Here is a 19,350-nt window from a genome sequence, read left to right as displayed (position 1 = left end):
GTGAGGTTTTTTTGTTACCACGCTATAAGCTCTCTGGAACCCCCGGCATAGCCAGGGGTTTTCTAAACCATCAAAAAAACAGGCATCAAATTTTTGATGCCTGTTTTAACCTTTATTTTAGCTGGATCTTGATGCTATCAGTCACTCGAAACAATTTCTTTCAACCTGGCATTTACTTGTTTTTTGGCAAAGTAGACGTGCAGCATTTCATTTTCATCCATCGAAAGGTCGTTATCCACATGGATTAAATGTTTGCAGTCACGCTGGAACTTTTCCATTGCCTGATAGATGAAGTCATTACCTCTTGCTTCAATAACCTCCAGCCTTTTAATACCCGATTGCTTACCATAATACCTCTCAAGCAAAAACCTCATAAATACATATCTGACCTGCTTCCATTCCAACCAAAGGATTAAATATAAATAAAGTAAGATAATCCATATATGAAGATTGAACGGGGCAGCAATAATCAATGTAAGGTGAATAACAGATAACATAATCACTGAGCTAATCAGCGTTTTTTTCAATGCTTTTAAGAAAGGGCTTTTGACAGATAACAATAGATAAAGGAATTTACCACCATCAAGCGGCCAAACGGGCAACAGATTAAATAAAAAAATCATCAAATTAAATTTATGGAACAGAAGCGAGGACTCCATCGTAATTAATCCAGCCACTTCCAAAAGAACTGCGCCAGCTGCGAGCCAAATATGTTGAAGCGGCCCGGCTGCCACGATAATTAGTTCTTCAAAAATCGGACGATTGCCATGTTCATCCACTTCACAAGCGCCTCCGAATGGGAGTATCAAAATCCGCTTAATTTTCCAGGAGAAAAAACGCGCAGCTGCAGCATGCCCCAGCTCATGAATAAAAACAATGATAAACAAGATAGAAAGCTCCCAAAAATATCCCGTCAAAATGGCAATCCCTGCAACCAGCCAAAAAAGAGGATGAATCCTGACCTTTCCCAGAAGCCCCCAATATTTAATCAAGATCCATCACCTGGATCGGATCAATAAATTCATCCTCTTTTTTAATAGCAAAATAGTATTCGCCGTAATTCCCCTCCTCACTTGAGGATACAGTTCCAATCACCTGACCGCCTTTGACATGCTCGTGGGGTTTAACAGCTGCCTGATCCATCTTTCCATACCAGGACTCAGTATGGTCACTATGCTGGATGATGACTGTTTGTCCGATATCCTCTTTTTTGCCCGAAAAAATAACCACTCCATCCGCAGCAGCTGTCACCTCTGCTGCACTTTCAGTCTGAAATATGACTCCTCTTCCATCATGCGAAAAGCCTTCGGAAATTTTCGCTCCAACAGGTAAAGCGTAATCCCCATCTTTCGCAAGCTGAATATCCGAATCCTTTTTGTCAGTTGGAAAAAGAGCAAGCGGTTTGCCGAATTGATTTTCATACCAATTGGCGACTGCAGCAAATTGAAACTCCTTTCCCATCGCCTTTTTGACAATAGATCGAGCATCATCAAATACCGGAGAAGAAGACTGAAAGAGGATTCCCACCACAAGAATCAGTGCAATAGACGAAAGCAGCTTCAGCATGAATATTTCCTTACGCCACAAAGGATGTATAGTGGTTTTTGATTCAAAAATATTCTTCTCATCATCTGAATAATAAGTGGGAGTATCCAGCGTGTATTCATTAGGCTTTTCCATGCTTCGATTGTTGGCTCGCCTTCTTTTTTCTATCCGCTTCCTTATTTTGTTCACCCGATGGCTCATCTTCCACCATCTCCCTCGATTTAAGTTTCTACTAACCTATGACTTGTCCTTGGTGAATATGACGTAGAAAGCTGGCTTTGTCTGTTGCGAAAATGGGGAAACGGTAAACCGGATAGAAAATTCGGGAAGTGCCCATGGCAATTGCATTTAACAGAAATTTTGATAACCTCAGGAGCAAAATACTATAGAGATCATGCAATTACCACTACAAAAATTTATTCAGAAAAAACATCTCTCAATGCACCTATGACGCCATGAGAAAGGAAGGTAATACCAAAAATGAAAGTACACATATTAAAATAAGGCGTTTCATAGAAGTTAAACCACTCTTCCATGAATTTAGATTCAGCAATTTTACCAAATACAGTCCCGTCCATATCTTTTAGATTTGGAATCCATCCAGTAAATTCCATCGTCAAAAAAATAATTTGCAAAAGAACGAATGTACTGATAGATAATACCCAAGACTTTTTGGCAGATGATCGTTCTTTTACAGTAAAATCCTCCAAGTAATGCTCCCCCTTCTTATTAATTTCTTATTTTTCTAAAACAAATGAACTTATGATTAATGCTCAAGGCCAAAAGAATCATCCAACCACTCCCTTCTTAAAACATCTTATTCTCGTAGATTTCGAGATAAAAGCTATGAAATATTGTAAATGACTAGGATGGCTATTATTGAACCAGCTAATATTAGTACGCTATCAAATGCCAATAATCACGACCAAAACCTTGAATAATACGTTTCATTGTAATGACAATCACATTAATATCTTTTCCCAGTTTCCACATTGAAGGCAAAGCGGTTTCCGGAGACAATTCCCCTGATGTTATCTTTTAAATTTAATCTGGTTCCAGATTTACTACATACACATTATACATTATATATACAATATACACAATATGAAATATCCAATGCAAATGTCAATATTTTAATAAAAAATAAAAAAACACGTATTAAATTCCACAAAATGGATTTAATACGTGTTTTTATCATGACCTCACCATTTAAATATTCCAACAATTGATATACACGAAGGAATAGGCTTGTTCATTAGAAAGTTTTAATTTCAAATAAAATAATAACTTTCACTTCAACGTTCCGAAAGTTCTTTCGGAAACATTAGCCCGTTTATGAACGCACACCGAAAAATTGTTTAATTCGTGCGAACATGCCAGCTTTCTCCTCATCCAATGATTGGAGGGGCACAGATTCACCCAATATTCTTCTTGCTATGTTCCTGTACGCTATGGATGCCTTGCTATTCGGGTCAAGAGCGATCGGCTCACCTTGGTTGGAAGATTTGATGACATCTTCATCATCCTGGACGATCCCTAATAAATCGATGGATAAATGCTGAGTAATTTCATCCACGTCCAGTACTTCTCCTTCTTTCATCATCCTGCTCCTGATTCTGTTGATGATTAATTTCGGTGGCCCTATGTTTTCTTCTTTTTCAAGAATACCAATAATTCTATCAGCATCCCTTACTGCAGAAATTTCTGGTGTTGTTACAACAATAGCCTGATCGGCGCCTGCTACCGCATTTTTAAATCCCTGCTCAATACCGGCGGGACAATCTATTAATACATAATCATATTCCTGTTTCAAATCAGAAACTAGATTTTTCATCTGCTCGGGACTGACAGCTGTTTTATCACTTGTCTGTGCAGCTGGCAGCAAGAACAATTTATCTTCAAATCGTTTATCTTTAACGATGGCTTGATGAGGCTTGCATCTTCCTTCCACAACATCAACAAGATCGTAAATGATTCGATTTTCCAGGCCCAGTACTACATCCAGATTGCGGAGTCCGATGTCCGTATCTATCAGGCAGACTTTTTTACCCTGCAAGGCTAGTGCCGTACCGAGATTGGCGGAGGTGGTAGTTTTTCCGACTCCTCCCTTGCCGGAAGTAATCACGATCGCCTCACCCATAATAATGTCCCCCTTTGAATCTAGTAATATTCGGCCTTAAATGCTTAAGCACTTGAAGCCTATCAATCATTATTTGATGGTTTATATCAATATAGGCACATTCCATTTGATGGTGCTCCTCCTGATCATAATGGTCAGGAGCTCGGCTGATACAGTCAGAGATCCGCAGCTGTGAAGGGGTCATGAAGGAAGCGACGATTACAGCATCATTCCGTCCAGAATAGCCAGCATGCGCAACCCCTTTTAATGCACCCATGATAAAAATGTTTCCCCCAGCTCTTACAGTTCCGCCGGGATTAACATCCCCTACAAGCAACAAATCTCCCGGGACCTCCAAAACCTGACCCGACCTTACAATCGTTGCAACAGATGTCACTTCTTGACTCTCTACCATTGCCTTGGCATCTTCTTTTGTGATGACATCACTTTCAATTTCTTCGACAGTCAAATTTTTTTGTAGGCGGATAAGTTCTTTCAACTCTTTCTCCTGCTCAGTTGTCAAATAGCGGTTTCCTGTAAGAATCCGTACCGAAACAAGCTGATTTTCCTCTGAACTTTTCAACTCGGAGATTTTTTCCTCCAGCTCTGATAAAATTTCATCATAAGAGCAACGATCATTCAATTGGAGCGAAAGGCCGCTTTTTGTGCCTTTAATCATCACGTTTTGAGTTTTCATGTCAAGCGGGCACCTTCACGGAGCGAAGAGGAATGCCCTATTTCTCCTTTCAAAGACAAACATCACTTTCACAGCGCGAAAAAAATGAGTCATTTTCACTATTTTCGACAAACGGCATCAATTTTCCTCTTTTGGAAAACGTCTGCCTGCTGGCAGTATTATTCAGAGAAAAGCTCTTTACTTCTGTTTTGCAGCCATCTGGAAAAAGGAAAGAAAATAATCAAATAGAAAATAAAGTTCAATGTCAAAGTTGGTAACAGGCGAGCATATATAAACTGAGACACCGTCACATTCACATCAAACAAAAGAAGATTTAAACCGTATACTAAAGCTTCTGTCATAGCGACGATAAGCATAGTGATTAATCCTGATGTCAATACATTTATTTGCAGAACCTTCACCATTTTAGAAGCTGTATAAACAGCGATAGGGAATAGAAATAAATAAGCCCCTATCACTCCCGTATAGTATATATCGAATAGAAGACCAAAGATCGCAGCATAAATTAATGTCACATTCCGAAAATAGTAGATTGCCATCAAGATCAGAACAACTAGAAGAAAGCGAGGAACTACGATTCGATTATCTAGAAATGAAAATATCGGAAGCAATTCTACAAATATGCTTTCTCCGTAAAAACAAAGGACGGTGATAAGAGGAAGAACAACGCGTTTCATCATTCCTCACCCTTATCTTCCGCGCCCATCATTGAACGGGACACTACCATCACATGTTCGAAATCATAGAAATCAGCTGACGGTTTCACATAAGCTGTCTGAGTTAGACCAAATTGATCAAGCTTCAGTTCTTCCACCTTACCAACATCAAGTCCTCTAGGAAAAATTCCTCCCATCCCTGATGTAACCACATTTTGTCCAGGCTTCAGCTTGTCTTGATCAATAGGAAGATCCTTCATAATGATCATTTTCTTTTCTTGATCATAACCGTCAATTAACCCGTACACAGATTTCTTCCCTTTAATTTGAATTTCAGCTGCAACACGGTACCTTGCATTATCAGAACTTAATAACTCAATTGTTGATGTCATTTCTGACGTATTAACTACCTTTCCTATCAGACCTTTTCCTGTGATAACAGCCATATCAGGCTCAATCCCGCTCTTTTTTCCTTTGTCGATAATGACCTGCTCGTACCAGCGGTCAGGCGTTCTGCCAATCACCGTCGCCTGGATAGGTGTAAAGTCTCGTAAGCTTTCTTTTTTATCTAATACTTCCTTTAGCTCATTATTGTCTTTTTTCAAATCCGCTATTTCTTTTTCCAGCTTTGCAAGCCCCTCTAAACGGGCCTTCAATTTTTTGTTCTCAGTATATGTATTTTGCAAATCATCAATATTCTCAAAGAATCCAGCAAATTTGTGGGCAGGCTTTGCTGCAAGTGACTGCCCAAAACCCACAATATCCTTCACAAACTGTTCAGGACGTGAAATATTTTCCCTATCCCTAAGGGAGAAGCCAATTAACGAAACGAGAATAATGATTCCGATCAGCAAGATGATGAGACGCTTATTAAGAAAGAAATTCGGCATCATATCCACCTCTAACTTCGAATAGCCTACCTGTTTCAAACTAGAAACTCTGAGGCGAAATGCATGGAAAAGCAGAGTACCGCTTTGTAAGCGGCCTCTTGCTTTTTACAGTCTGGGAACTACGCCCGATCTTTGAACAGATTAATATGGTCAAGTGCTTTTCCTGTTCCAATTGCGACACAATCAAGCGGTTCTTCAGCAATAAGTACAGGCATTTTGGTCTCATCACTGATTACTTTATCCAAGTTTCGAAGCAATGCTCCGCCCCCTGTTAACACAATACCCCTGTCCATAATGTCCGCAGCCAACTCTGGTGGAGTATTTTCCAATGTATTTTTCACAGCATCAATAATGGCATAAACAGTGTCATGCAATGCGCCGGAAATCTCTTCAGCAGTGATTTCGATTGTTTTAGGAAGTCCTGTTAACAAATCCCGTCCACGAATTTCCATATTTTCAATTTCATCAACATCGCCGGCAGAGCCAATCTCCACCTTAATTGTTTCTGCTGTTCTTTCACCAATAAGCAGGTTATAGTTTTTACGAATATAATTTACAATGGCTTCGTCAAAGTTGTCCCCAGCAGTCCGGATGGAGTTGCTTGCCACAATACCTCCAAGTGAAATGACAGCCACTTCAGTTGTTCCGCCTCCGATGTCCACAACCATACTTCCTGTCGGCTCCCATACAGGAAGGTCCGCGCCGATAGCAGCGGCAAATGGCTCTTCAATAGGATAAGCTTCACGTGCCCCAGCTTCCCTAGTAGCATCTAGTACCGCCCGTTGTTCAACAGCTGTAATTCCGGAAGGAACACAGACCATGACGTAAGGCTTTCCATTGAATGAGCCTTTCGCTTTGGCTGCTTCTTTGATAAAGTACTTCATCATTGTTGCTGTTGTTTCATAATCTGCAATGACTCCGTCTCTCATTGGGCGCATAGCCACAATATTTCCAGGCGTTCTCCCAATCATTTTCTTAGCATCGTTACCAACTGCAACAATCTTCTTTGTTTCTGTGTTGATGGCAACAACTGAAGGTTCACGTAAAACAATTCCTTTTCCTTTAACAAAAACAAGAGTATTCGCTGTACCAAGGTCAATTCCTAAATCTTTTGTACCGAATCCAAACATGATATGTATTCTCCCTTTCTAACCCCAATTGCATTTCTATTTTTAACGCTTTTTAAAGAAATAAGCTTGGAAATATTGATAATATCCGTGTCAACCAACAAAAATCACAAGACTTATTATATCTTATCATTTCTAAAAATCATAGTGTCACATAAATCCTTTTTCTTTCATGCTGATATATTTATGATCGCCAATCATCAAGTGGTCACAGGCATAATTTTCCTGTATTCGACAAGCCTTTTACTGATTCAAAAGATCTTCTCTTGATAGTGATGGATCCTTAATAAATACTTGTGTAAACAATTAATAAACTGGAGTCCCACGAAAACTTCCTTGAATACATTATTGATGAACAACGCAACGTTTAGTTTTTGTTGAAAATTGTTTGTCTGTGGAGAACTTGATTCTTTGTATTCAGATGAGGCGTGTAAGTTCACATAAATACAGTAGAAAGGAAATGATTCTATATTATTAAGTATAGGCTATCTTGGAGCAAAAATTAATACGTTTATGGAAATAAAATGATCTTCCTTACAAAAAACTTATAAACACAGAAAATTTGTTGCTCCTTCCTTTTACTATTTCACACAATTTTCTCAGGTGGGGGTGTTTCCTTTTCAATCAAATCCGCCTTGGCGATCAGTGTCCAAACTTTATCGAGCTCGCTTGATAAATCTCCTCTGAAAATCCATGGCGTCCGCCAGAGGTTTTAACTTTATTCAGTCCGGGTTTGAATGGAATAGCAATATGCTTTCATCTTATTACAGAAGTGGGAGATTTCTGCTGAATAGAGATAAAACAAAGAACATTCCCCGTTCAAAATTTTTGAATTCACGGATCACCGCAAAGGAAAAGCCATCTTCAAATAGCAAAAATCCTTTCAAGAAATGAAAGACTCAACTCCTTGAAAGGATTTTCCTATTAATCTATTTTTTCCAAATCGTATTTTTTTGTTCCTGCTCGTTCACTGTTAGCTGAAAAATATCCGGACGTGCATAGTGGCCAACTACATCAAAGTCGAACTGCGCTTCAGCAATCTTATTTAAATCGATATCGGCATATAGAATCTTTTCTTCACCAAAAACAGGTGCAACAATGAATTCTCCTAGCGGATCAACAATACAGCTACCTCCTCTAGTGAGCTCTTCAGGCAATTCTTCAAATCCCTGCCGTGAAGAAATGTCTTCTGGATACATGTCCTTTGTGGAATATTGGTTACATGACAAGACAAAGCACCTTCCTTCCACCGAGATATGCCGCATCGTCGAAAACCAAGTGTCCCTTCCGTCAGCAGTTGGTGCAACATAGATTTGTACGCCTTTATCATACATAGCTGCACGGGCAAGCGGCATATAGTTTTCCCAGCAGATGAGTGCGCCAATTCTCCCATACGGCGTATCAAAAACAGGCATTGTGCTCCCATCGCCTTCTCCCCAAATTAGCCGCTCCGACCCTGTAGGCTTCAACTTGCGGTGTTTCCCCAAAAGTTCTCCATCAGGTCCAAAAAACAGTGCTGTACAATAGAGCGTTCCCTGACTTGATTCATTATCTTTTTCAATCACCCCTATGACTACATAAGCTTTTGCTTTTCTTGCTGCCTTACCAATTTCTGCAGTCTCCTTTCCAGGAACTGTAATAGAGTGATCCCAATAGCGAAAAAAATCTTTCCTGCCTTCATTCGACCGTGATCCTACTACCGCCCCAAAGGACATCCCCCTTGGATACGCTGGTATGAAGGCCTCTGGAAACACAATAATTTTACCTCCTTCTTGGCCAGCTTCTTCAATCAATCGCACTGTCTTTTTTACCCCTTTATCTTTATCCATCACTTCTGATCCGGCTTGTACTACCGCTACTTTAAATTGTTTATTTTCCTTCATGGTAAACACCCTTTCATTTTGCTTCACTAGGAAAATAGGTTTCCACCATCTCCCTATGATGTATATGCTTCTCTTGAGCATGACTGTCTTTCGTCAACATGCTGACGACAACAAAAGTTACAATTCCCAGAATAAATCCTGATGTTGCAGGCCCTAACGGTAACGGTGATCCAATGATATATACAATAACCAAAATTGAAAGTCCTACAATGATAGATGAAACTGCCCCAGCCAATGTACCCCGTTTCCAATATAAGGGTCCTAATGCCGCAGGTACGAGTTGCAAAACAATGCCATAGCCTAATGCAGCAACCGGAACTAGAAACCCTTGGGCAGCAGGAATAAATGCAAAAATTACAACAATCAATGTCATCAACAATACCGTTATCTTACTGATGAAAGTCGTTCGCGCTGGACTGACCTCTTTATTAATGAAACGAACATAAATATCATTTACTAAAAGGCTAGCTGAAGATAATAGAGCACTATTAATAGTTGAAATCCCCGCTGCTATAACAGCAGCAACGACAATTGAACCGAATAACGGAGCATATGTCGAGAAAAACAACGGAATAATGGTGTCACTATTCTCAGGGGTAAGTCCTGGAACCAAGCCAAGTGAGCGCGCAATCATTCCTATAAAAAGTGCCCCTAGTGCCATTAACCAAGAATTCCAGAACGGCGTAATAATAGAAGTCTTCGCAAGTATCATCGGAGATTTCGCTGAGTAAAACTTTTGCCACATATGAGGCATAATCCAAAACCCAAACATCAAGCCTATGGCCGTCTCCATAATGCCCGGAAACTGTCCCTTATTCACCAGAATTTCTGGTGCAACAGATTGCAAGTTAACGAATGCATGAAATCCGCCTGCTTTATAAATGAAAATAAATGTGATAACGATTAAAGTCGTTCCGAAGAAAAACCCCATGAATGTATCAGCCCAAGCAGCCCCTCGCCCACCACTAAGCGTCACGATTACTCCGACGAAAACCCCCATGATCAATATCCCTACCCAATAAGGAATCGCGTTGTTCGTCAAACTGTTTAGGGAGAATGCACCCCCAGTTATTTGAATTAACATGTAGGGGATGAGGCCAACCATCCCCACAATCGCAAATAAAAGTCTAAGAAAGGGACTTTTATAATATTTTTCCATCATGTCTCCAGGAGTCACAAAATGATGCTTTCTTCCTAAATACCAAATTCTAGAGCCAAATAACCAGATGAACAACGCATGAACCACTGCCCAAGCAGCAAAAGCAGAAAACCAGACCCCATCCCTATAGTGATTTCCAATGGCTCCAAGCAATGTCCAAGTACTAAAATAACTGGCACCCGTTGTCATCGTCATGACAATCGTTCCGAGGCTTCTATTGGCCAGAAAAAAATCACTAGGTGTTGCGATGTTTGACTTTGATGCTAAACTGCTGATCCAGAGCAATATTCCTAAAAATAATATCAACACGATGATCGTAACAGCTACCTGGCTAATACTCGTTCACTCCCCTCTTCTTCCGATATTTTCTCAACATTTTGTGCAAACGGTTTGAAAAACTTAAAATAAACAATAAAAATTATGACAGTATTTAGTGCATTCAGCATTAATACCCAAGCCAATGATTGCGGCAAAAAACCGACGAACTTGAGATCATTCATGATTCCGAAGTTCGGTAAAAAGGTTAACAAATACAGAACAAAAAACACGGTCATTAACAATGCATGCTTTCTTCTCACTGCACTACCTCCTCATAAAATTTGAATCCGCTTTCATTACTACAGTAATTATTGTATACTCTGATTATCATGAAGTAAAATACATGATAGGAATCATAATTATTCCTAATAGGAATTATATAGGAGAGTCTAATATGCAATTAAGATCACTCGAGGTTTTTGTCACAGTTGTAGAAAAGAATGGATTCACCAGAGCGGCGGCAGCCTTATATGTAGGTCAGCCAGCCTTAAGTAAAACCATCCAAAAGTTGGAGCAAGATTTAAATGTCATATTATTCGACCGGACGAGCAAAAAAATCCAATTGACGGATGAAGGAAAATTACTATATGAAAAGAGTAAAGAAATATTAGCAAAAATTAACAGTATTCCTGAAAGTCTGAATGAATTATCCCAAGTCATTAGTGGGGAAGTAAAGGTGGGCATTCCCCAGATCATCGGTTCACTATTCTTTCCCCCAGTCGCATATCGTTTCATGAAAAAAAACCCGAACGTAACGTTGGCAACAAAAGAAGATGGCGGCGTCATTATAGAGAAGCTCGTGACTCAAGGTCAATTAGACATTGGATTCGTTGTACTTCCGGCAGCAAACATCTTAGAAGCAGAATTGATTTATCAAGATGAATTTGTAGTTTGTGTATCATCAAAACATCCGCTTGCAAAAGCACATGCCGTCCGGTTGTCGGAATTAAAAGATGAAAAGTTTATTCTGTTTGATAAGTCTTTCGCATTATATAACTTAATTCGGAATCATTGTATTGAATCAGGCTTTTCTCCAGAGGTTTCCTTCCAGAGCACCCAGTGGGATTTAGTTTTGGAACTTGTTTCTGCACAGTTGGGAATATCCATCATTCCCAAAAAACTAACCAATAAATTAAATGACATTGATATTGTTGCATTGCCGATCAAAGATCCAAATATAAGATGGAACATCGGAATTATCACAAAAAAAAATGCATACAAATCGTATGCACTTAAAGAATTTATGAAGGTCGTAAGAGACATTTATAAGTGAATTATGGGAGCTTCTAGGAAATAGAGCATACTTTATTTACTCTGCATCAAGCTATCCCCTGCAGCTCCTACAAATTATTGGACACTCTAATTTATTCTTAAACCCCAGTCAAAATATTTTTCAATTATCATGAACATCTGTCGTAATGCTCGTAAATCCCTGCTGCTAGTTAGAAGCTCAAGCTTTTTGCATTGTTTCTATTATTTTTATATACTGCGAATCTCCTAATCCATATTGAGGAAATAAGTGAAATAATTGTTTCAACAGCTCATTCCTAGGCTTGCCTGCATGTTTTTTTTATAAGAGGTGATCTCATTATCTTCCTTTAAATATTCTAAATATAATTTAATCCCCTGGTACATAACAGGCATTAATGCAGCTTCTGGAAGACGATGATGGATAAAACTTGTTGATAAATTTCTTTATAGCCTTCAAGCAATATCTCCTCCGTTTCCTCCACTTCATAGCTCCTGTCCTTGATCATATAAAAAACACTTTTCCTCGATACCCTTCTAGCTCTAGAAATGCCAACACAGTCAGCAAATTCATTTGACAAAACATATCATCACCGAACCATAAAACAATACATTTGTATTTGTTTTCAAACAGAGGTTTCAAAGGAGTAACAGTAACCGCCTCATAATCTCGTAAAGACACCCTATGTCCGGAAGCTCTCTTTTTTTTAAAGTGATCACTGAAGATCGTAACGCAAGTATTATTTGAGCACATTGCCTCATTAAAAGGGGCATAGTCACTTTTTTTCATTAACTGATTTTCAGAAAATTCCTCATACATCATTTGCCCATTTAAGATATTTAATATACCCTGATCAAATTGTTCATAGATTTTGTTTTGCAATGCTCCGATCATTAATTTCTGTGAAATATCCATTGAAAAACCGCCCTTTGTATCAAATGCGCCTTGGCGGATTTGCGCCCAGATTTTATCGAGCTCCGCTCAATCATTTTCCTCTGAAGATCTGTGGCATCCGCCGGAGGCTTTAACTTTATTCAGCAACGGTTTGAACCCCCTTTAAGCATGACAAGGGGAATCGGAATATCTTTTATTAGCCCTCGTCTATTCCAAATTTTCATACTCAAATATATATACCCTTACAGAGGATATTCGAAAATCCTTGGCTAACTTTTTGCCCAAATTGGGTATGTATCTCCCTTTCAACCCCCGTTGGATTTCTAATCCTGTAACTAATAAATTCACGCTCTCTCTATTATAAACCCAATGTTACATAAAGCCCTTTTCTTTCATACTGACATATTTATTATCGCCAATGATCAAATGATCAAGGATTTCTATACCGATAATTTTTCCGCACTCGACAAGTCTCTTTGTCACTTCAATATCTTCTCTAGAAGGTGCTGGATCTCCGGATGGGTGATTGTGTAAGCAGATGATGGATGCAGCTGATCTACGAAAAGCTTCTTTGAAGTAGGGTAAGAACCCAGCGCCTTTCCGCATTACTACGGTAGGTTTCCAAGAACTCCCCTCCAAACCGTACGTACTCCTCTCAGAGTATACGGCTTTCCATTTATCAATCCAACTTCCCATTGTGCAGGTCGTGGTGACATTTCACACACATTGCAATTGTCTTGCGATTTCTTGCAATCATGGTTTGTTCCCATCGCTTCTTACCTTTTAAATCTTTGAGCTTATTCACATGATGCATCTCTAATGGAACATTTTCTGCACCACACCATTCACACTTTTCAGCTAAAAGGCGTTCAATGAGACTTGTTCTACCACCGTAAAGTAACGTATTTTCAATTATATCAACTGACTGTTTTTTAATCTCCGAGTTTTTTTCCATTCGTTGTTCCGTAAAATAAGCAATTTTAGGGCCATCCTTCGTTTCATAACGTACACCGAATTTCCCGTTTATCTTAAATTTCGTGATAGTTTTACTGACGGTACTTTTGTATTTACTGGCATACGTTTTAATCATGCTGTATTTCATTGTTTGTCGAAAAGATTGAAGAACGTGTACATTGCTTGCTAGGCGATAATAATTATATAATCCTTCAATTTCCGCATTGTACATACGAAGAATTTCAAGGGCATCATTATGCACTAGATACGGACGATGAACGGGTTTCCACCCATTGTTGCTGCCAATTTTTAATGCACCTAAATCGATGAGTTTTTTGATGTATTTCTCATGAGGTACGAATAACTTCGTTTGGTAATTGAACTTCCGTTTCTTCGTACCATTTGGCATCTTCATTCTGTGCCAATCTCTTGCTACTCGGATGTCATATCCTAGGAATCTAGCGTTTTTCTTACTATGCGTTATCAACGTTTTTTCAGCACTTAATTCCAATCTGAGTTTGTCTGCAAGGTAGTCTGTTAAATCTTTCTTGATTTGGTCGGCTTCTTTTTTACTACCAATAACACCAATAATGAAATCATCAGCGTATCTTACATATTTCATTCGTCTATATTTTGGGTCAAAAAGGTCTTTACTGTCATGACTTTGCAGTTCTTTATATAAAGCCTTTAACTCTTGAAGTCTTGCAGCTTTTTCTTCTTTAGTAAGCCGTTCCCAATCACGTTTATTTTTATTTTTACGATAATTAATCTTTGATGCTAGGTTAAGATAGACACTATTATGTGTTCGCTTTTCACCTTTGTTATAGTCCAATGCATACTGTTCTACATATTTATCTAATTCATGCAGATAAATATTCGATAATAATGGACTAATGATGCCACCTTGAGGTGTTCCACTGTATGTTTTATGAAAAGCCCATTCTTCTACATAACCTGCTCTTAAGAATTTCCAAATTAAATTAATTAATTTTTCATCCTTGATACGTTTCCGTAAAAGTCCAACTAATACATGATGGTCGATATTATCAAAGAAACCTTTTATATCCCCTTCAATGAACCATCTCGTACCTGTGAAAGTGTTGCGTATTTCCTTTAAAGCCGTGTGACAGCTACGATTTGGTCGAAAACCATACGAATGATTTGAGAATTGTGGTTCATAAATACTTTCCAAAATTCGCCGAACAACTTCTTGCACTAATTTATCCTCAAAAGTTGGGATACCCAAAGGTCGTGTTTTCCCATTTTTCTTCGGGATATATGTTCTCCGTGCTGGTTTCGGTTGATAAGTTTGTTCTTTTAGTTTTTCGATTAAACGTTCGATTCTTTGTAGACTCATCCCATCGATTGTGTCGTCATTAATTCCCTTTGTATTGCTTCCTTTATTAGGATAGAGTTTGGCATAGGATTCTAAGTAAAACTCGGTATTGTATAAATTTCGATACAATCGTTCAAATACGTACGTTTCATTTTGTGCTTTGGAAGTTAGACTGTCTAACACTACTTTTGGATTTCTCATAGAGCCTCACGCTCTTTCCCAATTTGGTATTAAACTAGATAAACTGTTCTCCTTCGCCATGTAATAGGCTTTCCCTATCTCGGACTACTACGAGAACTCCGTTGCCATATCAGATATTCAGCATCATCTTTCTTGCCTTTCAGCTTGAAATTTATCGCCTTATTGGGCATTATGCATAGCTGTGTTCGCAGCGTTCTGACTTAGGCAATCCCCATTTAGACATTTAGAAACATAGCATTTCATAGGTTCGGATGTGATTTTCACTCGTTTCTTCCATATAAAAGATGGACGAAGTAGTATCACTTCATATTTCTCGAAGTTTTTAAGAAATATGCATACTTCGCACAGCGTAAATCATTACCTCCCGCTGAAGGTCCCCGTAGTCCCCCTTGAGCTATCATTCAAGCAATCCAGCTTTCATCCTTGTCTATGAATTTCATCTTGCCATTCAGTCGTGCCTTGGTAACTAGACAACTTATGGCTTTTCCAACATGCTACACTCCCCGCTTGGTTTCCCTTACGGATAAGTTGGCTGATGATAGGGTAAAGATTGTGATATTTCCCTACTGCTTTGCTAGAGTAGATTTTCTAAATGCCCTTACGGGCGCACAACTTCGCGTGGATGTACAATAGAGGCATTCAGACTCCCAATAAAAATTGTTTGTCTATGGAGAACTTGGTTCTTTGTGTTGAGATAGAGGCATACGAAATGTTCTTGTGTTAAAAATCTCATATCGTTCATGACATAATTGGCTCCGTCTTCAGGACTTCGGATGACATAGCGGTCATCATATGTGAGATTGCTGATCCGCCTTCCAAGCTCCACGGCCGCAGCAATTTGGACCGCCTTTGCTTTTCCGATGCCTTTTAAACTCATGATTTCTTCCAAAGCTGCTTCCTTCAACCAGAACAGACCGCCAAATTGTGTCAGCAGACTGTTTGCTAGCTGGATAGCGGACTCGGATTTCGTTCCAGTCCTCAACAGTATAGCAAGCAGCTCATGATTGGAAAGGCTGACAGCTCCATGGTTGATTAGCCTTTCTCTGGGTCTTTCATTAATTGGAAAGTCCCTTATCATCAGTGTTTCTGATTTATCCATTGCTTCCTCCCTTTTCAATTTGTGGTAAACCCATTTCTTTTAATACCTGGTAGAGACGGGAGATTGGCAGTCCAACAACCGAGTAAAAGTCGCCATGTATAGATTTGACAAAGAGACCGCCCTGTCCTTGAATTCCATACCCTCCTGCTTTATCAAATGGTTCGCCACTATCCAGATATCTTTCAATTTCCTCATTTGATAAGTCCCAAAATGTTACATCTGTCTTTTCATAAAAGGTTTTGACAGATTTTCCAAAAACGACGGAAACCCCCGTGTATACTGAATGAGTGCATCCTGACAAACTGAATAGCATTTTTCTGGCAGTTTCTCTGTCAGCTGGCTTTCCAAGCACTGTTCCTTTATAAACAACAACAGTGTCAGAGCCAATAACATAGGAATCCGGATATTTGTTTCCTGCCTTCTTTGCCTTTCTGAAGGATAATTCGGATACTATTTCTGCGGGTTTTAGGTCTTTATCAATTGATTCGTCAACATTTGGTGAATAGATGGTAAAAGGAATAGATAATTTTTCCAGAAGTTCCTTCCGACGGGGAGATGAAGAAGCCAAGACGAGGTTGGGCATGTAACAAATCCTGCCTTTCTGATCAAATGGGAGATACAATCCCATCGTATCAAAACTACTAGAAAGAAACAATAGCAAGAATCTTTCATCTCATTTACTAAGAGCAAATAAAATTAGAGATGCGCAAGCAACTTGTAGCCTGGATAAAGAAAAAAGGCCCTGTTTTAAACAGAGGGCCCCTTTGCTCCGTCATAATATGCCTTTAAGAAGTTCAACAAGGACTGTTGCGCTTTCGTCAAGTTTTCTTGATTCTGTGAGGTTGAATAGGCTCCCAACTGTTTGATTGTATCTTCTAATTGGGTTCTTAAGTCAACTGAAAGTTTTTGCTGGATGTTTTTACCTTCAAATTTCTTGATGGTTGTTTCTGAATCCTGAAGGACCTGTTCGTTTACCTGACCGCTGGAGCGTGCATTGGCCGCTTCTTTTGCGAGGATTCCAAATAGCTTCGGTGCTTCTGTCACCCATTCAGCCTCGATTTTCGAATCAACCTTTATTTGATGCTCAGGAACGCTGAATTCTTTGGCATACACATCGATTCCGCTGGCTTTGTAATCCTCCACCCACGTCTTTGCCGTATTCAGGTCTTCTGTCACTCCAATGAATAAAAACTGCTGTTCGTCGACATTTAATGAGATAGATGGCAGACCCTGGCTAGTGAATTTGTCAGAGAAGCTTGTTGCAGCTTCCTCAGTGGAAAAAGCTCCGCCTTGAACGACTGCCGCTGATAAACCAGGCATTGTTGCCGTCAATGCCGTTCCTTTCTCTTTACTTTCAGCTGGAACAGTGGGTGCTGCATCAGTTAATATAGTGCTACTTTCTGGATTTACTACAAGCTTCCATACAAATAAACCAAATCCGAGACCAATTGCCACTGCTAGAATAGTCGATATTAAAAGTCCTGTTTTGTTCGGTGAGAACCTTTTTTGGAAATACTTTGATATATTGATTTTGGGTTTCTTTTCCTCTTCAACGCTCTCTGGAATACCTTGTGCAGGCTGAAACTCCGGAACTTCCGGGATGCCCTTATTCGGTAAAACCCAATCAAAACCATCATTTTCAAGTCTATCCTCGGCGGCTGCAGTTTCCTTTTTGGCCTTATTCCAGTCTTTGATGACGACTTCCTCATTTAATTGCTGTTCTTTCCCATTGATTTTAACTTTCATTTCTTTTTTCGCCTGTCTTTTTTTACGTGCCATATCATCAATCCCTCCCGCTCTCATGATTTGTTCATATGCTAGCACGACAAAATAAAAAAAGGACAAGACTTTTGTCGTCTCGCCCTTAAAGGATTTCGCCAATTTCTCCTGTGGTTATTCGTAATATGAAAATTTCTTTAGAATTTCAGCACAATGTGTGAGATTAAATTGCAAGACTATCACGAAATAGCAGTCTGCCATTCTTAAAATAGTTTAATATTCCTACAGTATTTGTATAAGTATATTGATTGACAGTGAGAGTTTCTATTCTATTGTTCAAAAAGAGAGATGCGCTTTTTATCATTCTCTGACAAAAGACTCACTTCATGGAAATTAAAGGGCCAAAGCCCAATGAGTAAGTGGGAGATGAATGTCAGTTGCCGAAAGCATAGCCAAAACGGATGTCAGTACGACGCTTGAGTACAAGGCGAAGTGGGATGGCAAATGAGACTGTCTGTCCAAAGCAAAACCTTAGAAACAAAGCTATAACTATAAGACTTCTGGCCGCAGGAACTATGGAGATAGCCTGGTCAAAACGTTCAGCAGGAATCTCAGTTAAGTGGGAGTAGTTAAAAAAAACCAAAATACCATTGCAATATCTCCTCATGATAGAAATAAGCTAAAAGTGTTCCCACGGCGATAAAAGGGCCGAAGGGGATGGCTTCCCCTTTTTGCACAGAACCGGTTATCATTCCCATACCGCCAGCAACTGTCCCAATTAGAGTGGCCAGGAAGAAAGAAAGTAGAACAATCTTTGTTCCTAGTACAAATCCTAAAACAGCAAAGAGCTTGATATCTCCGCCCCCCATTGCGCCTTTGCTGGTTATCGCTATAAACAGAAGCAAACCAAAACCGACTGCAGCACCTACAAGTGAATCCCACCACGGATCAAGAGGCTCTATGAATCTTTCTAGCAAAAAAAGCCCGGAAAAAACCAATAGCACTTTATCAGGTATGAGCATATAGGTAATGTCAGACACTGTAATAATGATAAATAGCGCGGTGAGCGTACAGACAATAGCAAATTCTAACGTCAAGCCGAACTCAATAAACGCTGCTGCAAATAACCCTCCGGTTAACAACTCCATTACAGGATAAATAGGCGATATCCGAACCTTGCAGGAACGGCATTTTCCCCCTTGAATTAAAAAGGAAATCACAGGTATCAGTTCAATCGCTGATAAAGGATGGCTGCAGCTCGGACAAGAGGAACCGGGTGTGGCAATTGATTGATTAAGAGGTATTCTCAGTCCCACAACGTTAAAAAAGGATCCTAAAAGAAGACCATAGATAAAAATGATAAATGTCATATTATAGTAAATCCTTTCAATAAACCTTCGATTATTAATATATATAACATCATTATCGTAAGCCCCCAATCAAACAACGCATATTTTTATGCAGCCCCTCTTAGTATGATCAATGTATCAACTGAAGGAGGTGC

General features: G+C 39.4%; 17 protein-coding genes and 2 pseudogenes. 1 reads left to right on the top strand and 18 read right to left on the bottom strand.

The genetic code is table 11. From position 1 onward, the window contains the following. Nucleotides 1-137: 137 nt before the first annotated feature. The 11 genes from H9631_RS20535 to H9631_RS20485 form a co-directional block, all read right to left on the bottom strand. The gene (locus H9631_RS20535; RefSeq protein WP_191816053.1) at nucleotides 138-992 is read right to left on the bottom strand and encodes a M50 family metallopeptidase; all 855 of its coding nucleotides are present in this window, start codon (nucleotides 990-992) and stop codon (nucleotides 138-140) included. After that, the gene (locus tag H9631_RS20530; RefSeq protein WP_191816051.1) at nucleotides 985-1,746 is read right to left on the bottom strand and encodes a M23 family metallopeptidase; all 762 of its coding nucleotides are present in this window, start codon (nucleotides 1,744-1,746) and stop codon (nucleotides 985-987) included. Before H9631_RS20530 ends, H9631_RS20535 begins: the two co-directional genes overlap by 8 nt. Nucleotides 1,747-1,961: 215 nt before the next feature. Next, nucleotides 1,962-2,255, bottom strand: coding sequence for a YfzA family protein (locus H9631_RS20525; protein WP_191816049.1), 294 nt, complete (start codon nucleotides 2,253-2,255; stop codon nucleotides 1,962-1,964). A 623-nt stretch (nucleotides 2,256-2,878) separates the two neighbouring features. After that, entirely contained in the window at nucleotides 2,879-3,685 is an 807-nt protein-coding gene (gene minD, locus H9631_RS20520; RefSeq protein ID WP_191816047.1) for a septum site-determining protein MinD, read from the bottom strand. Beyond that, complete coding sequence (gene minC / locus H9631_RS20515) at nucleotides 3,678-4,361, bottom strand: septum site-determining protein MinC (protein WP_191816045.1); 684 nt, start codon at nucleotides 4,359-4,361, stop codon at nucleotides 3,678-3,680. Before minC ends, minD begins: the two co-directional genes overlap by 8 nt. A 158-nt stretch (nucleotides 4,362-4,519) precedes the next feature. Then, nucleotides 4,520-5,038: a rod shape-determining protein MreD gene (mreD, locus tag H9631_RS20510; RefSeq protein ID WP_191816043.1), complete on the bottom strand. Its 519-nt coding sequence runs from the start codon at nucleotides 5,036-5,038 to the stop codon at nucleotides 4,520-4,522. Continuing rightward, nucleotides 5,038-5,907 carry a rod shape-determining protein MreC gene (gene mreC, locus H9631_RS20505; RefSeq protein WP_191816041.1) on the bottom strand — a complete coding sequence of 290 codons (870 nt, stop codon included), beginning with the start codon at nucleotides 5,905-5,907 and terminating at the stop codon, nucleotides 5,038-5,040. Before mreC ends, mreD begins: the two co-directional genes overlap by 1 nt. A 119-nt stretch (nucleotides 5,908-6,026) precedes the next feature. Beyond that, on the bottom strand, nucleotides 6,027-7,037 hold the full coding sequence (locus H9631_RS20500; RefSeq protein ID WP_191816039.1) for a rod shape-determining protein: 1,011 nt from the start codon (nucleotides 7,035-7,037) through the stop codon (nucleotides 6,027-6,029). A gap of 926 nt (nucleotides 7,038-7,963) precedes the next feature. Then, nucleotides 7,964-8,917, bottom strand: coding sequence for a carbon-nitrogen hydrolase family protein (locus tag H9631_RS20495; protein WP_191816037.1), 954 nt, complete (start codon nucleotides 8,915-8,917; stop codon nucleotides 7,964-7,966). A gap of 13 nt (nucleotides 8,918-8,930) precedes the next feature. After that, a complete protein-coding gene (locus H9631_RS20490; RefSeq protein ID WP_318246843.1) occupies nucleotides 8,931-10,385 on the bottom strand; it encodes a sodium:solute symporter family protein in 1,455 nt (484 codons plus the stop codon). A 14-nt stretch (nucleotides 10,386-10,399) separates the two neighbouring features. After that, on the bottom strand, nucleotides 10,400-10,654 hold the full coding sequence (locus tag H9631_RS20485; RefSeq protein WP_191816035.1) for a hypothetical protein: 255 nt from the start codon (nucleotides 10,652-10,654) through the stop codon (nucleotides 10,400-10,402). 134 nt (nucleotides 10,655-10,788) lie between these two features. Between H9631_RS20485 and H9631_RS20480 the strand changes: the two genes are divergently transcribed. Beyond that, nucleotides 10,789-11,667, top strand: a complete 879-nt coding sequence (locus H9631_RS20480; protein WP_191816033.1) for a LysR family transcriptional regulator — start codon at nucleotides 10,789-10,791, stop codon at nucleotides 11,665-11,667. A 480-nt stretch (nucleotides 11,668-12,147) separates the two neighbouring features. On the opposite strand, the gene H9631_RS22475 is transcribed toward H9631_RS20480, so the two are convergent. The 7 genes and pseudogenes from H9631_RS22475 to H9631_RS20445 all read right to left on the bottom strand — a co-directional run bounded on the left by H9631_RS22475 (nucleotide 12,148) and on the right by H9631_RS20445 (nucleotide 19,216). Continuing rightward, entirely contained in the window at nucleotides 12,148-12,558 is a 411-nt protein-coding gene (locus tag H9631_RS22475) for a hypothetical protein (protein WP_225221178.1), read from the bottom strand. Between the two features lie 351 nt (nucleotides 12,559-12,909). Then, nucleotides 12,910-13,113: pseudogene (locus tag H9631_RS20470) on the bottom strand (JAB domain-containing protein); the annotation flags it as partial. Between the two features lie 103 nt (nucleotides 13,114-13,216). Further along, nucleotides 13,217-15,028: a group II intron reverse transcriptase/maturase gene (ltrA, locus tag H9631_RS20465; protein WP_191816031.1), complete on the bottom strand. Its 1,812-nt coding sequence runs from the start codon at nucleotides 15,026-15,028 to the stop codon at nucleotides 13,217-13,219. 604 nt (nucleotides 15,029-15,632) lie between these two features. Further along, nucleotides 15,633-16,127, bottom strand: a pseudogene (gene radC / locus H9631_RS20460) (RadC family protein); the annotation flags it as partial. Beyond that, nucleotides 16,120-16,710: a Maf family protein gene (locus H9631_RS20455; RefSeq protein WP_191816029.1), complete on the bottom strand. Its 591-nt coding sequence runs from the start codon at nucleotides 16,708-16,710 to the stop codon at nucleotides 16,120-16,122. The gene H9631_RS20455 and the pseudogene radC, both read right to left, overlap by 8 nt. Nucleotides 16,711-16,874: 164 nt before the next feature. Further along, nucleotides 16,875-17,906 carry a hypothetical protein gene (locus H9631_RS20450; protein ID WP_191816028.1) on the bottom strand — a complete coding sequence of 344 codons (1,032 nt, stop codon included), beginning with the start codon at nucleotides 17,904-17,906 and terminating at the stop codon, nucleotides 16,875-16,877. 569 nt (nucleotides 17,907-18,475) lie between these two features. Beyond that, entirely contained in the window at nucleotides 18,476-19,216 is a 741-nt protein-coding gene (locus tag H9631_RS20445) for a prepilin peptidase (protein WP_191816027.1), read from the bottom strand. Nucleotides 19,217-19,350 lie beyond the last annotated feature (134 nt).

The organism is Bacillus norwichensis (assembly GCF_014836955.1).
Classification (GTDB): domain Bacteria; phylum Bacillota; class Bacilli; order Bacillales; family Bacillaceae_C; genus Siminovitchia; species Siminovitchia norwichensis.
Note: the sequence above shows the minus strand (reverse complement) of the source record. Positions and strands in the feature narration are given on the sequence as shown.